The sequence below is a fragment of the Acidipila sp. EB88 genome, assembly GCF_003858395.1.
Classification (GTDB): domain Bacteria; phylum Acidobacteriota; class Terriglobia; order Terriglobales; family Acidobacteriaceae; genus EB88.
On record NZ_QWEV01000005.1, the window covers coordinates 2,397,642 to 2,414,960 of the forward strand.

A 17,319-nucleotide genomic window follows, 5' to 3' on the forward strand; every position below is an offset into this window, starting at 1 on the left:
TGGTATCGACCCTGTATTAAACTCCTCGTAACAGGAGCCAGCCGCAAGTTTGCGTACGTCGCAAAGTATCGTCTTGCCCGCTGCTGCATCTGTTACGTAAGGCGGCAACATCCCCGGGGCTTGGATCCACGCGAAGCCTCTGCAGCCGGAAATGCTTTCAACATCCCCGCTCGCCCTCGCGAGCTGAAGGCGGAACCACCTGTGAGTGCACTGATTGAAGACGTACCAGAAGTCCTCGACCTCGCCCCTGTGCAAAATACATCGGCTGAGGCCTGCTCTCTCGACAACTATCTCGTCCTCCCGGATCATTCGATGGACGACCGCATCGCCGCGGCCCGACGAAAGCTTGGCTCAACCGCCATTCTGCTCGGACACCACTACCAGCGCGATGAGGTGATCCGCTTCGCCGACTACACCGGCGACAGCTACAAGTTGTCCAAGATTGCTGCCGAAACCGCTGCGAAGTACCTGGTCTTCTGCGGCGTCCATTTCATGGCAGAGAGCGCCGATGTGCTGGGTCGTCCGGACCAGCAGGTGATTTTGCCTGACATCAATGCAGGCTGCTCCATGGCCGACATGGCCGAGATCGGCCAGGTCGAAGACTGCTGGGATGCGCTGCTTGCCTCCGGCCTCACCGCGTCCAGCGCGGCGGATGCGTCGCTCGCTGCCGGCAGTGCTCCTGCAGGGGCTGTCATCCCGGGCAGCATCCTCCCGCTCACCTATATGAACTCCACGGCAGCCATCAAGGCTTTCTGCGGAGAGCGCGGCGGCCTGGTCTGCACTTCATCAAATGCCCGGTCGGCTTTTGAGTGGGCATTCCAGCGGGCAGAGAAGATCCTGTTCCTGCCAGACCAGCACCTGGGTCGCAACACCGCCCATGCCATGGGCATTCCGCTGAGCGACATGGTGGTCTACGACCCATATCAGATAAATGGTGGCCTCACCCCGGCCCGGCTGAAGGCGGCCAAGGTCATCCTCTGGAAGGGGCATTGCTCCGTGCACCAGCGCTTTCTGCCCGACCATGTCGATCAGGTCCGCGCCAAGTACCCCGGCATCCAGGTGGTGGTGCATCCCGAGTGTCGCTGGGAGGTCTGCCAGAAAGCGGATGCCCTGGGCTCCACCGAGCGCATCATCCAGCTGGTCGAGCAGGCTCCCGTCGGCTCCACCTTCGCCATCGGCACCGAGATCCACCTGGTCAACCGGCTGGCTCGACGCTTCGCGGAGCAGGGCAAGAAGATCATCACGCTCGATGACACCGGCTGCCTGTGCACCACGATGTTCCGGATCAGCCCGCAGCACCTCTGCTGGGTGCTGGAGAACCTCATCGAAGGCCGCGTGGTCAACCAGATCAGCGTGCGGGATGATGTGAAGCACTGGGCCAAGGTGGCGCTCGACCGCATGCTGGACGTCAAGGTGTAGCGAAGGATTCGTACAGCATTGGTCATCGATTGCGGCAGACGCGCTCCCCGGGGGCGCGTTTGCTGTTGCGGGCCCCTTTGCGGTACAGGCGGGTGTATCCCTTTCGACTCCATCGGCAGAGAGCCGAGGCGGCCCGTTTCGGATTGACGCTGCCTGCTGCTGCCGTTAGCCTAATGAGTTGATGGCACACAGCGAGGCAAACCAGTTCAGGAAGGTCTGTGAGCAGGCTGGCCTGGCAGTGACCCACCAGCGGCAGGTGATCTACGACGTGCTTTGCTCGGTCGAGGGACACCCCAGTCCCGAGGAAGTGTATGCGCGCGTAAAGCGGCGAATTCCTTCCATCTCACTGGCAACGGTGTACAAGAACCTGCATCTGTTCATTGACTCCGGCATCTTCAAGCAGGTCTCCCTGCATCACGGCTCCATGCGTGTCGAGACCAACCACAGCCGCCATTACCACCTGTTGTGCACGCATTGCAAAACCATTCACGACATCGACCCCGAGCTTCTGGGTCTGTCGGCGACACCGACAGAGCTGCCGGGCGGGTTTGTGGTGGAGCGGCTGGCGGTCGATGTTCTGGGAATCTGCAAGGATTGCCAGCAGGCCACGCCCGTGTCTGTGACCCGGCAACCCGCAGCCATCCAGTAGAGAATCGGCAGCAGCCAATGCTGCGGCCCGCGCGATGCTGCAGCTCGCGTTTGGTACACCGCCCTCCGCGGTGGCCATCTCCTGTTGCGGGAACCATTTGCCTCGCGGTTGCGTATAGCTGCATATGAGCGCGGCAATCGGTACACTTTCACCATTCGGCAACTGGGATCTGGGTCTGGCCCGTGTACTTCCGGGCGCGGACCGGGTCTCCCGGGTGCACTCCGAGACGATCCCCCCGGTTTCCGTGTCCGCCCAGAACAGAAGCGAGCGCATCCGTGCGAAACTTTGGCCTGCGATGGTACCGGTGCGCCGCTCGATGGGCGGGCATGAGGCGCAGGCTGCGGGCGCGCACCTTCCCGTGGGAGCCGTGATCGGGGCATCTGGTACGAGGGGGCAGGTGGAACAGGATTGGATCGTTGTGGTTGGGCGCTGCCTGCAGGGCGATTCACTCGCCTGGACGGAGCTTGTGCGCGCCCATCATGGACGGGTCTACAGCCTCTGTTACCGCTTCACCAACTCCTCGCACGACGCGGAAGACCTTTGCCAGGACATCTTCCTCAAGGTGTACGGCAGCCTCAAGAGCTTCGACCCGGGGCGCGGTTCACTCACCGTCTGGGTCACCACCATGACCCGCAACCACCTGGTTGACCACTATCGGCGCTCGCGCCTTGAGCGTGCCTCGGACTCACTCGATGCGGGGTGGGACGAAACAGGCGAAGAGCAACGTGGCGGCGTGCGGCTGGAAGATACGCGGCCCGGCCCGCATGAGAATGTGCTGCAGCGGGAGCTGGCGCAGGAGGTGCAGGCTGCCCTTGCTCAGGTTTCGCCGGAGCTGCGCGAGGCTGTCATCCTCCGGGACTTGCAGGATCTGGATTACAAAGAGATCGCTACGGTGCTGCGGGTTCCGGAAGGAACCGTGAAGTCGCGCATCAGCCGTGGACGAGCCGAACTTGCGCGCGTGTTGAGCCGCAAGGGAAAGCAGGTGAGCTGATGGACCCGAACCGGAAACCGGACGTATTCGGCAAAGAGGGAGAGCCGCAACATGCGGAAGACCTCGATTGCATGCGCTGGGAAGCAGCACTGGTTGACCTGCTGGACGGCACGCTTTCGCCGGAGGAAGCCGCGGCGTTTACCCGCCACGCGGAGAGCTGCGAACCGTGCCGGGTGTTGCTTGAAGAGACCACCCGGGGTCGGGACTGGGCCAAGCTGCTCCACGAGGAGCCGCCAGTCGTGCCGGAGGCGCTGCTGGGCAAGATCCTGGCGCGCACCGGCCCCGCCGCCGGTCCTGTCTCGCTGAGCGGTGAACACGCTCTGCCCCTCGTGGTCGATGGATCGGCCATGCCGGGCGGGAACGTGATGGCGATGCCGGCGCCGGGCTGGCACGTGCGCGGGCAGAGGGAAGCGCGCGTGCTGATGACCGCGGCAATGGCCTTCTTCTCGATTGGGCTGACGCTTTCATTTTCAGGATTCCGGCCAGCCGACCTTGGCAGTGCCATCCACGCGCCGTCCTCCATTGGCGCGATTGCGTCACGGCACTTCTTCGATACCAAGAAGCAGGTAGTGGCGTTTTACGACAATCTGCGCCTGGTGCGGGAGATGGAGTCCACAGTGCAGGACCTCCGCCAGAGTGCTGATCAACAGCTGGACCAGATCCAAAAGAACAAGGGCGTGCGCAAAGGCACGCCAACCGCGCAAGGCGATGCGGCGGATACTCCGCTCCTGGCCCATAGCGACTTTGTTTCCCAGGCCGAGGAAAGGACCACCCTATGAATTGCGCAAATCACCCTGAGCGCACGGCCACCGCCTTTTGCCAGAACTGCGGCAAGCCTCTTTGTTCTGAATGCACCCGCCATGCGGGCAACCTGATCCTGTGTGAGCCGTGCCTCGAAGCACGCAACGCCGCTGCCGGGCAAACCGCCGCTACGCCCTCCAGCGCGCAGGGCTGGACGCCCATCCCGCCTTCGGCTGCCCCACGGTATGCGGCGCAGCCCGGCGCCCCCATGCCACCCTATGCTTCGGGTCGCCCCAAGCCGGTGGTGGCTGCACTGCTGGGGTTCATTCCGGGCGTGGGCGCCATGTACAACGGGCAGTTTGTGAAAGCCCTGCTGCACGTCGTGATCTTTATCGTCCTGATCGGCGCCACCGAGCACTTTGACCTGATCGGCATCCTGATCCCCGCGTGGATCTTCTACCAGGTCTTCGACGCAGCACAGACAGCCGCGGCGCGCCGGGATGGCCGCCCGCTTCCGGACCCTTTCGGCATTCTCGACATGAGCCAGCGTCTGGGTCCGCAGGGCTTCCACGGAGCGCCGGGCGGCTACCGTGGACCCATGGCCGGCGGCTATCGACCCAGCACGGCGCCCCCCACTCGTCCGCTCGCAGCGGACGAGGACCCTTCCGCGCCGCGTACGGCATCGTCGGATCCATACGCCAATGTGTCCGGACAGGCTGCGCAGGGGGGCTTCAGCCAGGCTGCCTGGACTGCGCCGGGTGCTGCTCCTCCGGGGGCTGCTTACGACCGGCCAGCCGGCTGGAATGTGCCCCCGGTGAGTGCCCCGGCCAGCCAGCCTTTCGAGCCGACGTTTGGTGCGCAGTCGCGCACACCCATGCCTACACCGTACGGCGAGCCGGCACCACCCGCTCGCCGGGGTGAGCCCATCGGGGCGATCGTGCTCATCATCGTGGGGCTGCTCTTTCTGCTCAGTACGCTGGGTGTGCTGCAGGTGGAGTGGATTACCCGCGGCTGGCCCGTGCTGCTGCTGCTGCTCGGGGTTTGGCTCCTGATCCGCAGAGCCAAGACCCCGGCTTTGCACCACCCCGCCTCGCCGCCCATGCCTCCAGCTCCTCATACCACTACCTCGCTTACCAGGAGTTCGCTCAGCATCGCCCCGGAGCCGCTTCGGGGTACCGATCAAAGCAGCGATCAACGCACCGGCAACAACGGTGGTGAGGAGGACGCGCGATGAACCCCTTTTTGTTCCGTCGTATTCGTGGACCAGTGTTCCTGCTTTGCTTCGCTGTAACCGCCATCCTGGCGCAGTGGGGCATCCTCAACTTCGCTCAGAGCTGGCCGCTCTATCTCATCGTTGCGGGCCTGCTGCGGTTCTGCGAAGCCGTTTTTGGCAGTGTTCTGTTGCAGGGATACAACGCCGTGCCCGGCGCCCCGCTGGTGCGGCGCCCCTCGATCACACTGGCCGTGTCGGAGATTCTGATCGGCATCCTGCTGCTGCTGATCATGGCGAACTCGCTGCCGTTTGCGACCTTCTGGCAGGCGTACGCCCGGTGGTGGCCGCTGCTGCTGATCGTCATCGGTGTGCTGCTCCTGCTGGAACGCACGCTGGACACATCGCTCAACCGCCGGGCTGCCGAGCGCTTCGGCCCTGGCGGCTTCTATATCCCCCGTCGGCGGCGTTCCGGCGGACTGGTGATCCTGGTGCTGATCCTGATCGCGACCGGCGCGCTGGGGCGCTGGGCCTCGTTTGTTCCATCGAATGACTTTCACTGGGATCCCGACTGGAACTGGAACTGGTCTCTCACGGGCGAGACCCACGAGAACGATGTTGCCTTGGAGGAGCCGTTTGTGGCTAACGGCACAATCACGATCGACAATGGACGCGGAGATGTGGAGATCTCGCCATCCACGGATGACAGGATCCACGTCACGGCGCACCAACTGGCGCACGTCGCCGATCGTGACAAGGACAAGGCGTTCCAGAACACCCGCCCCGTACTGGCTGTGCATGGTTCATCGGCAACCGTGACCGTGCCCGAGCGGTCAGGCGTGGAGGTGAAGCTCGTGGTCCTGGTGCCGGACAGCGCGGCGTGCACGGTCAGCACGCATCACGGCGACCTGTCGGTCTCTGGCTTGCGCAAGGCGCTTACCGTCAACCAGGACCATGGCAGCGTTGCACTGGACAGCCTCGGCGGCCCCGTGCGCCTGAAGATGGATCACGGAGATGTGCATGCCCGGGCGCTCACCAGCGACCTTGCCATCGAGGGCTGGGCAGATGACGTGACCGCGTCCGATATCGGCGGCAGGGTGACGCTGAATGGTGATTTCATGGGCGACACCGAGCTCGACACGGTCAAGGGCTCGGTCGGCTTTCACTCCCACCGCACGGATCTGGACCTGGCTCATATGGACGGCCACTTCTCGCTGGACTCAGACAATCTGAAGATTGATGGTGCGAGTGGCGGCGTCAAGCTCAAGACGCGCTCCAAGGATGTCGAGGTCACCGGACTGAGTGGGGATGCGACGATCGTCGACAGCAACAGCGATGTGTCGGTGACCGGGCGGAAGCCCCTGGGTACAGTCACCATCGAGAACAATACAGGGGATGTCACGCTTGCGGTGCCTGCAGCCGTCGGTTTCTCGATCCATGGGCAGACGGGACAAGACGATGAACTGTCCTCAGAGTTCCCGCTGACGCAAAGCGTGGAAGGCGGCAGGAAGCAGATCGCCGGCCAGGTCGGAGCGGGAGGACCGCACATCGAGTTGTCAACGCTGCACGGCGACCTGCGGATCCAACGCTCCAGCGGGGAGGGGATTGCAGTTCCAACTCCACCCACCCCGCCGACGCCTCCGGATACCGGCAATCTCCCCGGCACGGAGAAGAGGTCCGGCCACATCCGGCACCTCGAGACCAAGGGTGAGCCGCCGGTGCCGGTGGCTCAGTAGTCGCTGGCTTAGCGCAACTGTGGAGTAATCTGCCAGCGCTCGCATACCAGGGCGCTGGCACGCTCGATCACCTCGTCGAGCGACAAGCGGGTGGAGTCGATCTCCACCGCATCCGCCGCTGGTCGCAATGGGCTCTCCGCGCGGGAGCTGTCTCGCAGGTCGCGCGCGCGCATGGCTTCAAGCAGGTTAGCTGCATCGGCCGCGCTGCCCTGGACCCCGGCATGCTCCTGGGCTAAACGACGCTCGGTACGGGCCTCTGGTGTTGCGGAAAGATAGATCTTGAGGCTGGCCTGCGGAAACACCACGGTGCCGATATCCCGGCCTTCCATGACGATGCCCTGCGGGATGCGCGCGCCAAGCTGCTGCTGTAAGTCGACCATCCACGCCCGGATCGGGCCGTGCACGCTGACTCGCGATGCGGCTTCTGAAATCTCCGTGGTGCGGAGCTGCGCAGTGACATCTGAGCCATCAAGCAGCACGCGGTTGCCGGTCTCGGCTGGAAGCAGCTCGATGCGGGTGTGCTGACTCAGGCGGGTGAGCGCCGGCTCGTCCTCCAGGTCCACGTGGTTCTGCAAGGCCTTGAGGGCGAATGCGCGGTACATGGCGCCGGTTTCGATCTTGAGCAGCCCGAACCGTTGCGCCATCCGGGCGGCTACCGTGCTTTTTCCTGCGCCGGCCGGCCCATCAATGGCCAGGATGCGGTTGTCGGGAGGCGTGCCTCCCGACGTTTGTGTAACCGCGTGATCCGCCGAGGGGGCGGATGATGAGCTTTGTGAAGGCTGCGTCATCCGTCCTTCCTTGGACCTTTGCCTCCTGGCTTGCGAGGCGGCGCGCCTGGTTTACGGCCGCTCGCGGGCTTGCCGGGGCGACCTGCGCGCGGGCCGGGCCGTCCGGTGGCGCCAACGCCGGCGCGTGGCTTGCCGGAGGACGTAAACGGCGTGCTGCGGGGGCGCTTGCCAGGCTTGCCGGCACCCGCGGGTGCGCCGGGCCGAGCCGGGCGACCATCTTCCGGGGAGAAGCGCTTGGGCGCCGTGCCCGGTGCACCGGTGCGACGCGGAGTGCTGGCTCCACCTATGAAGCTGGGGCGACCACCTTCACGCGGGGTAAAGGGTTTGCGATCTCCACCACCGAATGCCGGACGGCCACCTTCACGCGGAGTGAACGGCTTGCGATCCCCACCGCCGAAGCTGGGACGACCACCTTCACGCGGGGTAAAGGGCTTGCGATCACCACCACCGAAGCTGGGGCGGCCACCTTCACGCGGGGTAAACGGCTTGCGATCTCCACCACCCAACGCCGGGCGACCACCTTCACGTGGGGTAAACGGCTTGCGATCGCCACCACCGAAGCTGGGTCGGCCACCTTCGCGCGGGGTAAAGGGCTTGCGATCCCCACCACCGAAGCTGGGGCGACCACCTTCACGGGGGGTAAAGGGCTTGCGATCCCCTCCACCTGTGAAGCTGGGACGACCACCTTCACGCGGGGTAAAGGGCTTGCGATCGCCACCACCGAAGCTGGGGCGACCACCTTCACGCGGGGTAAAGGGCTTGCGATCTCCACCACCGAAGCTGGGGCGGCCGCCTTCACGCGGGGTGAAAGGCTTGCGATCTCCACCACCGAAGCTGGGACGGCCGCCTTCACGCGGGGTGAAGGGCTTGCGATCGCCACCACCGAAGCTGGGACGGCCACCTTCACGCGGGGTAAAGGGCTCGCGATCCCCACCACCGAAGCTGGGGCGGCCGCCTTCACGCGGGGTGAACGGCTTGCGATCGCCACCACCGAGGCTGGGACGGCCACCTTCACGCGGGGTGAACGGCTTGCGATCGCCACCACCGAACGCCGGGCGACCACCTTCACGCGGGGTGAAGGGTTTGCGATCCCCACCGCCGAAGCTGGGGCGACCACCTTCACGCGGGGTGAACGGCTTGCGATCCCCTCCACCTGTGAAGCTGGGACGACCACCTTCACGCGGGGTAAAGGGCTTGCGGTCGCCAGCACCAAAGCTGGGACGGCCACCTTCACGCGGGGTGAACGGCTTGCGATCTCCTCCACCTGTGAAGCTGGGACGGCCACCTTCACGCGGGGTGAACGGCTTATGATCTTCCTTCCACGGCTCCTGCGCATGGAACGGCTTCTGCTCACCCGGAGCAGCATCGCCGCCCGCACTGGCTGTGCGCGTGAATGGCTTGCGCTCGCCGCCGAAGGTTTTGCCGGGGCCATACGGACGGCTTGTGGACTGCTTACGATCGCCAAAGCTCGATCGACCGGCACCGTAGCTCTTGCGCTCGCCGCCTCGATCCGCACCACGCTCGCTTCCGGGCCGCGCGCCAAAACCGCGCCGGTCGCCGGCGCTGCCACTGCGCTGTGCCACGAAGCGCTTGCGCCCTTCGCCGATGGTGCGCTCCTGCTCGGTTTCTGTGTCGGAAAGTGCCTCGATCCGGAAGCTGCCTTCTTCGCCATGCACGACAACTGCTGCAGGCGCCTCGGTCTCCGGCAGCATGTCGGCAAGGGGAGAGCTTCTGGGAGCAGGTGCATTGGTGAAAGCGGCCGGGGCCTGCTCGCGATCCTCTGCAAAGCTCGCGGTCGCGGGTTCTGCGAACGCAGGCAGCGTTCCTTCCACGTAGAAGTGCTCATGCGCACCCAGGTTGCGAATGCTGATCTGGCGTGTCGCCGTCAGCCCGCGCACTGCCTCGCGAATGCGGGAACGCGACGCCACGGGCGAGAGATATGCCTCGATCTCGTCGCCGGTTGCAGCCACCGCCGTCTGCAGGTAGAGCGAAACCAGCGCGGACAGAGCCATGCCCTGCGCCATCGCCGACCCTGCGGTCATGGCCTTCTCGTGGTTGCCTTCGAGCAGCTGCCAGCGGGTGCCTTCGGCCTCGGAGTACACCGGCTCGACGCGCAGCGCGGTCCACAGCTCGGAGATGGCGCGCAATGTCGCCGACTCGGTAAGGTGCCGTCCAAGCTTAGTGGTGATCTCTTCCGAGGTCACAGCGCCGTCGCGGTCCAGGATCTTCCAGACCTCCACAACCAGGGGAGAGCTCTTGCCGCGCGGTCCGCGCTTCCACTCCCGGTCGCCACGCAGGGCAAACAGGAAGGGCAGGGTGTCCTCGGTAGCCAGGAAATCCGGCTGATCGCCGGGGATGCCGAGCAGGTTCAGGGCAAGTACGTCGCCTGACGCCAGGAGCCGCCGCAACAGGTGCGTCGCGCTTTCAATGGCAGTAGGCTTGGGCGTGGCATTGTTTTCGCCGAGCGTGGCTTCAACAAACGAGGCGGCAGGAGCTTTGATCTGCGCAGTACGAGGAAGAAAAAGCGTGAAGCCGGCTTCGCGGAGCCATGCTGCGGCGTCCTCGGCTGTGAGCAGGGCATTGCCCTGCTGGCGCCATGCCGAAGCGCGCGCGTCTTGGAGCTGTTGTGCTGTCAAAAGAAGGTCCTTGCTCCAATACGGGCAGCGAGCTCTTTGTTTCTGCCTGGGCAGCGTCGAATGCAACGGAAAGAGCGAGCTAAATGCGCTGAAACGCCCGCTGGATGTCTTTCCAAGAATACCGCAATGCGATCGGACGTCCATGCGGACAGCTCGTTGGATGCTCGGTTTTACCTAACTCAGACAAAAGCCACCGCATTCGCTCGGGATCAAGCGGCATATTGACCTTGATTGCGGCATGGCAGGCGATCGATGCGGCGATGCGCGTGCGTGCCGCTTCGAGGTTTTCTGTCTGCTCGTGCTCGGCCTGCTCGAGCACCTCGGCCACCATGCGCTCGAGCGAGCGACCTTCGAGGCCGATCGGGGCTGCCTTGATCGCGATGGTGCGCGGGCCAAATGGCTCCGCTTCGAACCCGTTGCGCTCCAGTTCGCGGGCAATCCCCGCAAACAGCACCATCTGATGCGGCTGCAAATCGATCAGCAGGGGCATCAGGAGGCGCTGGCGCTGCACCTTCTCGACAGCACGCTCGCGCAGGATCTTCTCAAACAGAACCCGCTCGTGGGCAACGTGCTGGTCGATGATCCAGAGTCCCTCGTCATTTGTCGCGAGGATGAAGCTTTCTCGCAGCTGTCCGAGCGGCTTGAGCGAGGCAAGCGCGTTCAGGTTCTCCTGGGGCTCGGCTTCGGCCTGCTGCGGCAGCACTGGCTGCCCGTTTGGCCCTGTGTGGCCCACGGCTCCTGCCGCGAACGCGGACAGCGCGGCAGCCGCCGCTGCGAACGGCAGGTGCACAGCTTCGGCCGGCAAAATGGGCGCGGCCAGCGTGAATGGCTCCGCGCCCGCGCTGAACGAACGGGCCCCGGCAGATCCGGCTTCCGCCTGGGCCGATGGAGGTTCGGAGTCCAGGTACTCGGACGGCGGCGTGATCTCGGTCAGGTGCTCGTGCTCGCTTTGCCCCGGCATCAACGCCTGGCTTGCCGTGGGACTGGCGCCAAGCGCGGACAAGAACGAGGCCGCCGGGCGCGCTTTCATCAGCGTGTAGCGAATCGAGTCCCGCACGAAATCGTGGATCAGCGACGGCTGCCGGAACCTGACCTCGGTCTTGGCTGGGTGCACATTGACGTCGACCTCGGCCGGCGGCATCTCCAGAAACAGGAGCATCACCGGGTAAGAGGTCGGCGGCATGACATTGCGGTAAGCCTCCGAGATCGCATGGAGGATGAGGCGGTCGCGAATCAGCCGCTGGTTCACAAACACATAGATGGAGTTGCGGTTGAGCTTCTGCAGCTCCGGCTTGGCGGTAAAGCCCGACAGGCGCAGGTGGCCCGGCGTGGGCGGCTCGTAGTGCTCGTCGCGCTTCCACGGCGGCGGCTCCGGGAGCCCGCCATGGTCAAAAGGGCGCTCTGCAGCCATGGGCAGCAACTGATCCAGCGTGTCGCGGCCGAAGATCTGGTAGATCCGCTCTTCGGGCTTCGCCACGGGTGGCGCGTTGAGCAGGGTATGCGTGCTCGAGAGCAGCTCGAAGTGCCGGTCAGGATGCGCCAGCGCATAGTGGGTGACGAGTGCGGTGACGTGCGAGGTCTCGGTCTGCTCGGACTTGAGGAACTTGCGCCGAGCCGGGGTGTTGAAGAACAGGTCCTGGATCGTAAAGGTGGTGCCGGCGGGCCCACCCGCGTCCTCGACCCGCGTGAGCTTGCCGCCCACGATCTCGATGCGCGTGCCGCTGGGTTCATCGTCGGCGCGCGTCAGCAGTTCCAAACGGCTGATCGAGGCGATCGAGGCCAGTGCCTCGCCACGAAAGCCCAGGGTTGCGATCTGCAGGAGGTCGTCGGAGGTACGAAGCTTCGAGGTGGCATGCCGCTCAAAGGCGAGCATGGCATCGTCGCTGCCCATGCCATGACCGTTGTCGGTCATGCGGATGAGCTTGCGGCCCCCGCCTTCAATCTCGATGCGGATGCGCGTGGCTCCAGCATCGATCGCGTTTTCGAGCAGCTCTTTGACCACCGAGGCGGGCCGGTCCACCACTTCGCCCGCGGCGATCTGGTTGGCGACCTGGTCAGACAGGATGCGGATGCGGCCCATGGCTCCAGCTTAACGGATGGCGCCGGGGCGCTGCGCCGCACTCAGCGTGGTTGTCTCGCGTTCGGTGGTGCCGCCTCGGCCATGACGGATCGTGTTCCGCGGTGCCGTTTCGCGCCTGCGATCAGCAGTCCGGCTTGATGAAGCAGGTGCCGTGAATCACGACCACCAGGAGAGAACCGGCCACAAGCCCGACGAGCGGCCATGCCCAGCCCGGAAGGGGCGAGTTGTTGCGGGTGCGCGGAAGGGTAGCGATGGTCATGGCGGGATCATACGACCACTCTCCGTGCGCCGAGGCAGGTAACAGCCCCGCACCCAAGAGGCTTTCCCGCTCCATCAACAAACCGGGTAAACCGCAGCAAAAATGCAGCGCCATCGGCGCTGCATTTCGGGACTGCAATCTCGTGTGACTCAGGCGTGCGTTTCTTCCTTCTTCGCCGCGGGGGCAGTCTCGACCAGATCGCCGAGCACATGCATCCGCATGAAGTTGGTGGAGCCGGAGTTGGTGCGCGTCCCGGCAACGATGCCGACAATGTCGCCCCGCCGCGCAAACTGGCTGGCTTCGAGCGCGCTTTCCACGGTTTCGATCATGCGTTCCGTGGTCGCTGCCTTGCCGCAGGCGATTGGGAAAACGCCGCGCAGAAGGCTCATGCGGCGCAGCACAGAGGGCTGCGACGACAGGGCGCAGATGGGAGGCTTGGGCATGCGCTTGGATAGGAGCCGCGCGGTGCCGCCGGTTTCGGTAAAAACCGCGATGGCGCGAATGTCCAAGTCATTGGCAGCGTGTGCCATGGACTCGCAGATGGACTCGGGTACCGTGGAGGCATGATGCATGGTGCGCAGCGGGTACTGGAGCGGCAGGTCGCGCATCTGCGCTTCCGTCTCGAGCACGATCTTGCTCATCATCTTGACCGCTTCCACCGGGTACTTGCCGGCGGCGCTTTCGGCCGAAAGCATCACGGCATCGGTGCCGTCGTAGACGGCGTTGGCAACGTCGGAGGCCTCGGCGCGAGTCGGGCGCGGGTTGTCGATCATCGACTCGAGCATCTGCGTGGCGGTGATCACCGGCTTGCGGTACTCCGCCGCTCGGCGGATGATCAGCTTCTGCATCGCCGGCACCTTCTCAGGCGGCACTTCCACACCCAGATCGCCACGCGCCACCATGACGCCGTCCGCAATCTCCAGGATCTCGTCCACATTGTCGATGGCCTGTGGCTTTTCGAGCTTGGCGATGATCCAGATGTCTGCGCCGAATGCGGTAATGCGGTCCTTCACGAGGCGTACATCTTCAGCGTTGCGCACGAAGGAGAGCGCAATCGCGTCGACCCCGGCGCCCATAACGAACTCGAGATCCTCGGCGTCCTTGTCGGTCAGCGACGGGACCTTGGCTGCGATGCCGGGCAGGTTAATGCCCTTGTTTTCGCCCAGGAGGCCGCCGTTGATCACCGTACACTCCACGTCTTCGCCATCGATGCGCAGCACGTGCAGCTCGATTAAGCCGTCCGACAGCAGGATGCGATCGCCGGACTCGAGGTTCTCGGCCAGGGTCAAAAACGTGGTGGCGATCAGGTCCTTGGTGCCCGCAATCTCACGCGGTGTGATGCGCAGCATCTGCCCGGCCTCAAGAAGCACAGGGGTGCGGTTCTCAAGCTTGCCGGTGCGGATCTTGGGACCCTGCAGGTCGGCGAGGATGCAGATGTGCTTGCCCTCTTCTTCCGAAACCTTGCGGATCATGTCGATCAGGATCTGCTTGTCCGCCTGCGTGCCGTGCGAGAAGTTGAGCCGGGCGACATCGAGGCCTGCCCGTACCAGGGTGCGAAAGGTGGCTTCGGTGTTGGAGGCCGGTCCCAGGGTGGCAACGATCTTGGCGCGGCGCAGTTCGCCAGTTGCGGAAAACGGATTGTGGATCTGTGCTGCTGTCATACTCTCGGTCCCATCCTGTCTAGCTTTCCAAAGTGCTTCACGTCGTTCTAACTTCCAGCAAGCCCGGTGTCCGGGTGGTGGAAAGCCGGAGTACTATCCGGATACTCCAGCACATCATCCTCGGCCATGGTAGAGGCACCCTGTTCATCCCACATGGGATACACCTGTGCGTTGAATTCTGCGCCCACCAGGGTCGCAATGGAAACGAAATACAGCCAGACCATGGTGGCGATGCCGGCGCCCAGCGAACCATAGACCCGCGAGTAGTCGGCGAAGCGGGTGACATACCAGCCGTAAGCCATGGTAGAGCCAAACCATGTTGTGGTGGCAAGCAGCGCCCCCGGAATCGTGCGGAGCCAGGGCGGTCGCACCGCCGTGCTGAAGTGAAAGATCACCTGCAGCACCGCCACGCTGGTGGCCAGCGCGATGAGCCACCGCACGAATCGCCACGCCAGCAAAACCCAGTCGCGCAGGGCGTGATCGCTGTGCTCAATCATCCAGAGTTCGATCTGGTGTCCGAAGACCACGAAGGTGGTAGCGAACAACATGGGCAGCAGGGTGGAGGGGATCAGCAGCAAGGCCACCATCCGCTCCTTCCAGAAGCCGAACTGGCCGCGGGGCAGGCGATACGCGCGGCGGAAGCCTTCCATCAGCGAGAGCATTACGCCCATGGACGCGGCCACGGCCACGATGCCGGCCGAGATCACCACGCGGTGCGAGTTCTGCGAGTTCGGCTTGAAGTAGGTGTCAGCCAGGCTCATCGTGTCCGACGGCAGAACGTCGAAGAGCAGGGCGCGCACATCATCCCGCACCGCGGAACTGGTGGGTGTCGCGGACAGGAGCTTGGCGGCTACGAGCAGCGCAGGAAACAGGCTTAAAAGCTGGGAATACGCGGCTGCTTTGGCAATGGTGAATGCATTGTGGCCAAAGGCTTTCCAAAGAGCGCGTCGAAGATCCTGGAGAATCACTCCAAGCATATGACAGAGCTTACCGTGAATAAGAGACGCGAGCGAGTGGATGCCGCCCTCGCAGGAGCACCATGGTGCTCTTGCCCTGCTGTTGCTGGGAGCGCGGGCAGCCGTGGCGTTCGTTTAGCTTCTGGCTTGCTGGTATTCTTTAGGGATGATCAAGGGGCTTACTCTCCTGCGTTCGGCGAGCACGCCCGCAGCATTCGACCGGCTTGGCAGCTTTTTTGCGGCGCTTGGCTTTGAGCCTGGACCAGGCTGGGTCAATGGTGCAAACCGCGGCTCCAGCTTTCGCGCACCACTCGCAACAATCGAGTGGATCGACGGCGCGGCGGACACCCCCGCCGACCTGCTGATTGAGGTGACATCGCTTGGCGCCGTACGCGACGCGGCGGAAGCATGGCTGCGCGCCCATGCGGCAGAGGGAGCGACCGAAGCGGAGACCCTCCAGAGCCTGCAGGCAACGCTCAGCAGGATCGAGCCCACCGTTTGGAAAACGGAACTGTTTACTGCGGAGCCCGTGCCCGGAATCCGGATAGCGTTCTGGGAGTGGGCCGAGCCGCTTAAGGGCAAACCGGCCGCCATGGAAGGCGATCTGGTTGTGACGGGCATGCGCTTTGCCATCGTGGTAGCGCGCTGGAATGCCGTGATCACGGACCGGCTCCTGCAGGGTTCGCTGGATGCACTGCTCCGCTCCGGCGCCAGGCGTGAGGATATCGAGATCGTGCGTGTTCCCGGCGCATGGGAGATTCCGGACGCGGCGCGCACCCTGGCCGAGACCGGCCGCATCGACGGCATCATCACGCTCGGTGTGTTGCTACGCGGCGAAACCGCGCATTACGAAGCGATCTACAACGAAGTCTCCCGGGGCATCGGGCAGTCCCAGCAGGAGACGGGGATTCCGCATGCGTTTGGCGTGCTGACCTGCGAAACCCTTGAGCAGGCGTTGGACCGGGCTGGCCTGAAAGCCGGCAACAAGGGGTTTGAAGCTGCTTCGGCGGCGATTGAAATGGTTTCGTTGAAGCGCAAGATCAAGGCCGCGCCTGTGCAAGGGAGCGCGCTGTGAGCGCGCCCACTGGCAAACGACGCAAGAGCCGCGAACTCGCCATGCAGATGCTGTTCCAGGCAGATGTGGGCAAGCAGACGCCGGAGCAGGTGCGGAAGAGCTTCTGGGAAGCACGCGATGCGGTTGAGCCGGACGTGCGTGGCTTTGCCGAGGACCTATACCGGGTGGCCACGGTCAAGGAAGAGGAGATCTCGGACCTGATCACGAAGCACGCGCAGAACTGGAGGCTGGAACGGATGCCTGCGGTGGATCGCAGCGTGCTCCGCATGGCCATCGCCGAGATGCTCGGTTTCTCAGCGACACCGCCGCCCATCGTGATCAACGAGGCATTGGAGATCGCGCGCCGCTTCTCAGCGCCCGAGTCCATCAATTTCCTGAATGGCGTTCTGGACGCCGTGGCCCGCTCGCGCCGCGAACCGTGGCAACCCACAGAGCGGCAGCGCACGTAACCGACATGGCATGGCAACCAGGCGAAGCAGGCAGGATGAGTAAGGTAGATAGCGGGCGCGGGCGAACGATGCTCCCCATGTACAGGCAGGTGCTGGCAGCATGCACCATGGGAGCCCTGCTGACGCTTGGCGGCTGCACCCAGCATGCCAGCGAGCAGGACAAGGCAGACGCGGCGGAGCGTGCCGCGGTCCGTCAGCAGCAGGCGGACGATGCCATCGCGGCCCGCAAGGGCATCAGCGCAGCCGAGGGTCAGCTCGCGCAGTTGCCGCCGCCTTCCAAGGGCCGCTACCTGCAGGTGCATACCTCGGAAAACTGGGGCAACCCGTTCGTGATCGTGGGCCGCAAGACCCTGACGCTACGCGTTCTGTTGAGCGATGCGGATGCCGAGAGCGTTTCCAAACAGCCCAAGAGCGTCTTCACCGGCAAGCTGCGGGTGGTGAACGGCAGCCGGCGGGAACTGACGCTGCGGCTCATCGATCTACCCGAGGCGCTTGCCGCTCTGCCTGAAAGCAGCTGGCAGTATGGGCGCGTCGTGGCGGTTGACGAGGACCCGGCGACCGGGAAGCGCGAGCGGCCGCAGGTGCGCCGCAACGTGGAAGCCGTAATGGCGATGTTGAATGACCTGGACGTGGTTGTGAACGAATGGCCCTACGGACTGCGGTAACTTC

15 protein-coding genes are annotated in these 17,319 nt (G+C 64.4%); 9 read left to right on the plus strand and 6 right to left on the minus strand.

The genetic code is table 11. The features are described from left to right. The first annotated feature begins 201 nt into the window (after positions 1–201). From nadA to D1Y84_RS10575, 6 genes are all read left to right on the plus strand, one after another. Positions 202–1,419: a quinolinate synthase NadA gene (gene nadA / locus D1Y84_RS10550; RefSeq protein ID WP_124848465.1), complete on the plus strand. Its 1,218-nt coding sequence runs from the start codon at positions 202–204 to the stop codon at positions 1,417–1,419. 181 nt (positions 1,420–1,600) lie between these two features. Next, positions 1,601–2,068: a Fur family transcriptional regulator gene (locus tag D1Y84_RS10555; protein WP_124848466.1), complete on the plus strand. Its 468-nt coding sequence runs from the start codon at positions 1,601–1,603 to the stop codon at positions 2,066–2,068. Positions 2,069–2,192: 124 nt separating this feature from the next. Further along, positions 2,193–3,059, plus strand: coding sequence for an RNA polymerase sigma factor (locus D1Y84_RS10560; protein WP_233581339.1), 867 nt, complete (start codon positions 2,193–2,195; stop codon positions 3,057–3,059). Further along, entirely contained in the window at positions 3,059–3,838 is a 780-nt protein-coding gene (locus D1Y84_RS10565; RefSeq protein WP_124848467.1) for an anti-sigma factor, read from the plus strand. The genes D1Y84_RS10560 and D1Y84_RS10565 overlap by 1 nt, the downstream gene beginning before the upstream one ends. Beyond that, positions 3,835–5,034, plus strand: coding sequence for a B-box zinc finger protein (locus tag D1Y84_RS10570; RefSeq protein ID WP_124848468.1), 1,200 nt, complete (start codon positions 3,835–3,837; stop codon positions 5,032–5,034). The genes D1Y84_RS10565 and D1Y84_RS10570 overlap by 4 nt, the downstream gene beginning before the upstream one ends. Then, a complete protein-coding gene (locus D1Y84_RS10575; protein ID WP_124848469.1) occupies positions 5,031–6,746 on the plus strand; it encodes a DUF4097 family beta strand repeat-containing protein in 1,716 nt (571 codons plus the stop codon). Before D1Y84_RS10570 ends, D1Y84_RS10575 begins: the two co-directional genes overlap by 4 nt. A gap of 8 nt (positions 6,747–6,754) precedes the next feature. On the opposite strand, the gene cmk is transcribed toward D1Y84_RS10575, so the two are convergent. From cmk to D1Y84_RS10605, 6 genes are all read right to left on the minus strand, one after another. Continuing rightward, positions 6,755–7,534, minus strand: coding sequence for a (d)CMP kinase (gene cmk, locus D1Y84_RS10580; RefSeq protein WP_124848470.1), 780 nt, complete (start codon positions 7,532–7,534; stop codon positions 6,755–6,757). Then, entirely contained in the window at positions 7,531–10,170 is a 2,640-nt protein-coding gene (locus D1Y84_RS10585) for a hypothetical protein (protein WP_124848471.1), read from the minus strand. Before D1Y84_RS10585 ends, cmk begins: the two co-directional genes overlap by 4 nt. 79 nt (positions 10,171–10,249) lie before the next feature. Next, a complete protein-coding gene (mutL, locus tag D1Y84_RS10590) occupies positions 10,250–12,250 on the minus strand; it encodes a DNA mismatch repair endonuclease MutL (protein WP_124848472.1) in 2,001 nt (666 codons plus the stop codon). A 121-nt stretch (positions 12,251–12,371) separates the two neighbouring features. Next, on the minus strand, positions 12,372–12,623 hold the full coding sequence (locus D1Y84_RS10595) for a hypothetical protein (protein ID WP_124848473.1): 252 nt from the start codon (positions 12,621–12,623) through the stop codon (positions 12,372–12,374). Positions 12,624–12,658: 35 nt separating this feature from the next. After that, positions 12,659–14,170, minus strand: a complete 1,512-nt coding sequence (gene pyk / locus D1Y84_RS10600) for a pyruvate kinase (protein WP_124848474.1) — start codon at positions 14,168–14,170, stop codon at positions 12,659–12,661. Between the two features lie 47 nt (positions 14,171–14,217). Next, positions 14,218–15,147, minus strand: a complete 930-nt coding sequence (locus D1Y84_RS10605) for a YihY/virulence factor BrkB family protein (protein WP_124848475.1) — start codon at positions 15,145–15,147, stop codon at positions 14,218–14,220. A gap of 145 nt (positions 15,148–15,292) precedes the next feature. Between D1Y84_RS10605 and ribH the strand changes: the two genes are divergently transcribed. The 3 genes from ribH to D1Y84_RS10620 are packed head-to-tail and all read left to right on the plus strand — an operon-like array spanning position 15,293 to position 17,315. Next, the gene (gene ribH, locus D1Y84_RS18715) at positions 15,293–16,201 is read left to right on the plus strand and encodes a 6,7-dimethyl-8-ribityllumazine synthase (protein ID WP_124848476.1); all 909 of its coding nucleotides are present in this window, start codon (positions 15,293–15,295) and stop codon (positions 16,199–16,201) included. Continuing rightward, positions 16,198–16,650: a transcription antitermination factor NusB gene (nusB, locus tag D1Y84_RS10615; protein ID WP_124848477.1), complete on the plus strand. Its 453-nt coding sequence runs from the start codon at positions 16,198–16,200 to the stop codon at positions 16,648–16,650. Before ribH ends, nusB begins: the two co-directional genes overlap by 4 nt. Positions 16,651–16,685: 35 nt before the next feature. Beyond that, positions 16,686–17,315, plus strand: coding sequence for a hypothetical protein (locus D1Y84_RS10620; protein ID WP_124848478.1), 630 nt, complete (start codon positions 16,686–16,688; stop codon positions 17,313–17,315). Positions 17,316–17,319 lie beyond the last annotated feature (4 nt).

What these genes read in the sequence shown, in the direction of transcription:
- D1Y84_RS10555 (WP_124848466.1), top strand. Translation starts at nt 1,601, where the DNA reads ATGGCACACAGCGAGGCAAACCAGTTCAGGAAGGTCTGTGAGCAGGCT.
- D1Y84_RS10560 (WP_233581339.1), top strand. Translation starts at nt 2,193, where the DNA reads ATGAGCGCGGCAATCGGTACACTTTCACCATTCGGCAACTGGGATCTG.
- D1Y84_RS10565 (WP_124848467.1), top strand. Translation starts at nt 3,059, where the DNA reads ATGGACCCGAACCGGAAACCGGACGTATTCGGCAAAGAGGGAGAGCCG.
- D1Y84_RS10570 (WP_124848468.1), top strand. Translation starts at nt 3,835, where the DNA reads ATGAATTGCGCAAATCACCCTGAGCGCACGGCCACCGCCTTTTGCCAG.
- D1Y84_RS10575 (WP_124848469.1), top strand. Translation starts at nt 5,031, where the DNA reads ATGAACCCCTTTTTGTTCCGTCGTATTCGTGGACCAGTGTTCCTGCTT.
- cmk (WP_124848470.1), bottom strand. Translation starts at nt 7,534, where the DNA reads ATGACGCAGCCTTCACAAAGCTCATCATCCGCCCCCTCGGCGGATCAC.
- mutL (WP_124848472.1), bottom strand. Translation starts at nt 12,250, where the DNA reads ATGGGCCGCATCCGCATCCTGTCTGACCAGGTCGCCAACCAGATCGCC.
- D1Y84_RS10595 (WP_124848473.1), bottom strand. Translation starts at nt 12,623, where the DNA reads ATGGCGCTGCATTTTTGCTGCGGTTTACCCGGTTTGTTGATGGAGCGG.
- pyk (WP_124848474.1), bottom strand. Translation starts at nt 14,170, where the DNA reads ATGACAGCAGCACAGATCCACAATCCGTTTTCCGCAACTGGCGAACTG.
- D1Y84_RS10605 (WP_124848475.1), bottom strand. Translation starts at nt 15,147, where the DNA reads ATGCTTGGAGTGATTCTCCAGGATCTTCGACGCGCTCTTTGGAAAGCC.
- ribH (WP_124848476.1), top strand. Translation starts at nt 15,293, where the DNA reads ATGATCAAGGGGCTTACTCTCCTGCGTTCGGCGAGCACGCCCGCAGCA.
- D1Y84_RS10620 (WP_124848478.1), top strand. Translation starts at nt 16,686, where the DNA reads ATGAGTAAGGTAGATAGCGGGCGCGGGCGAACGATGCTCCCCATGTAC.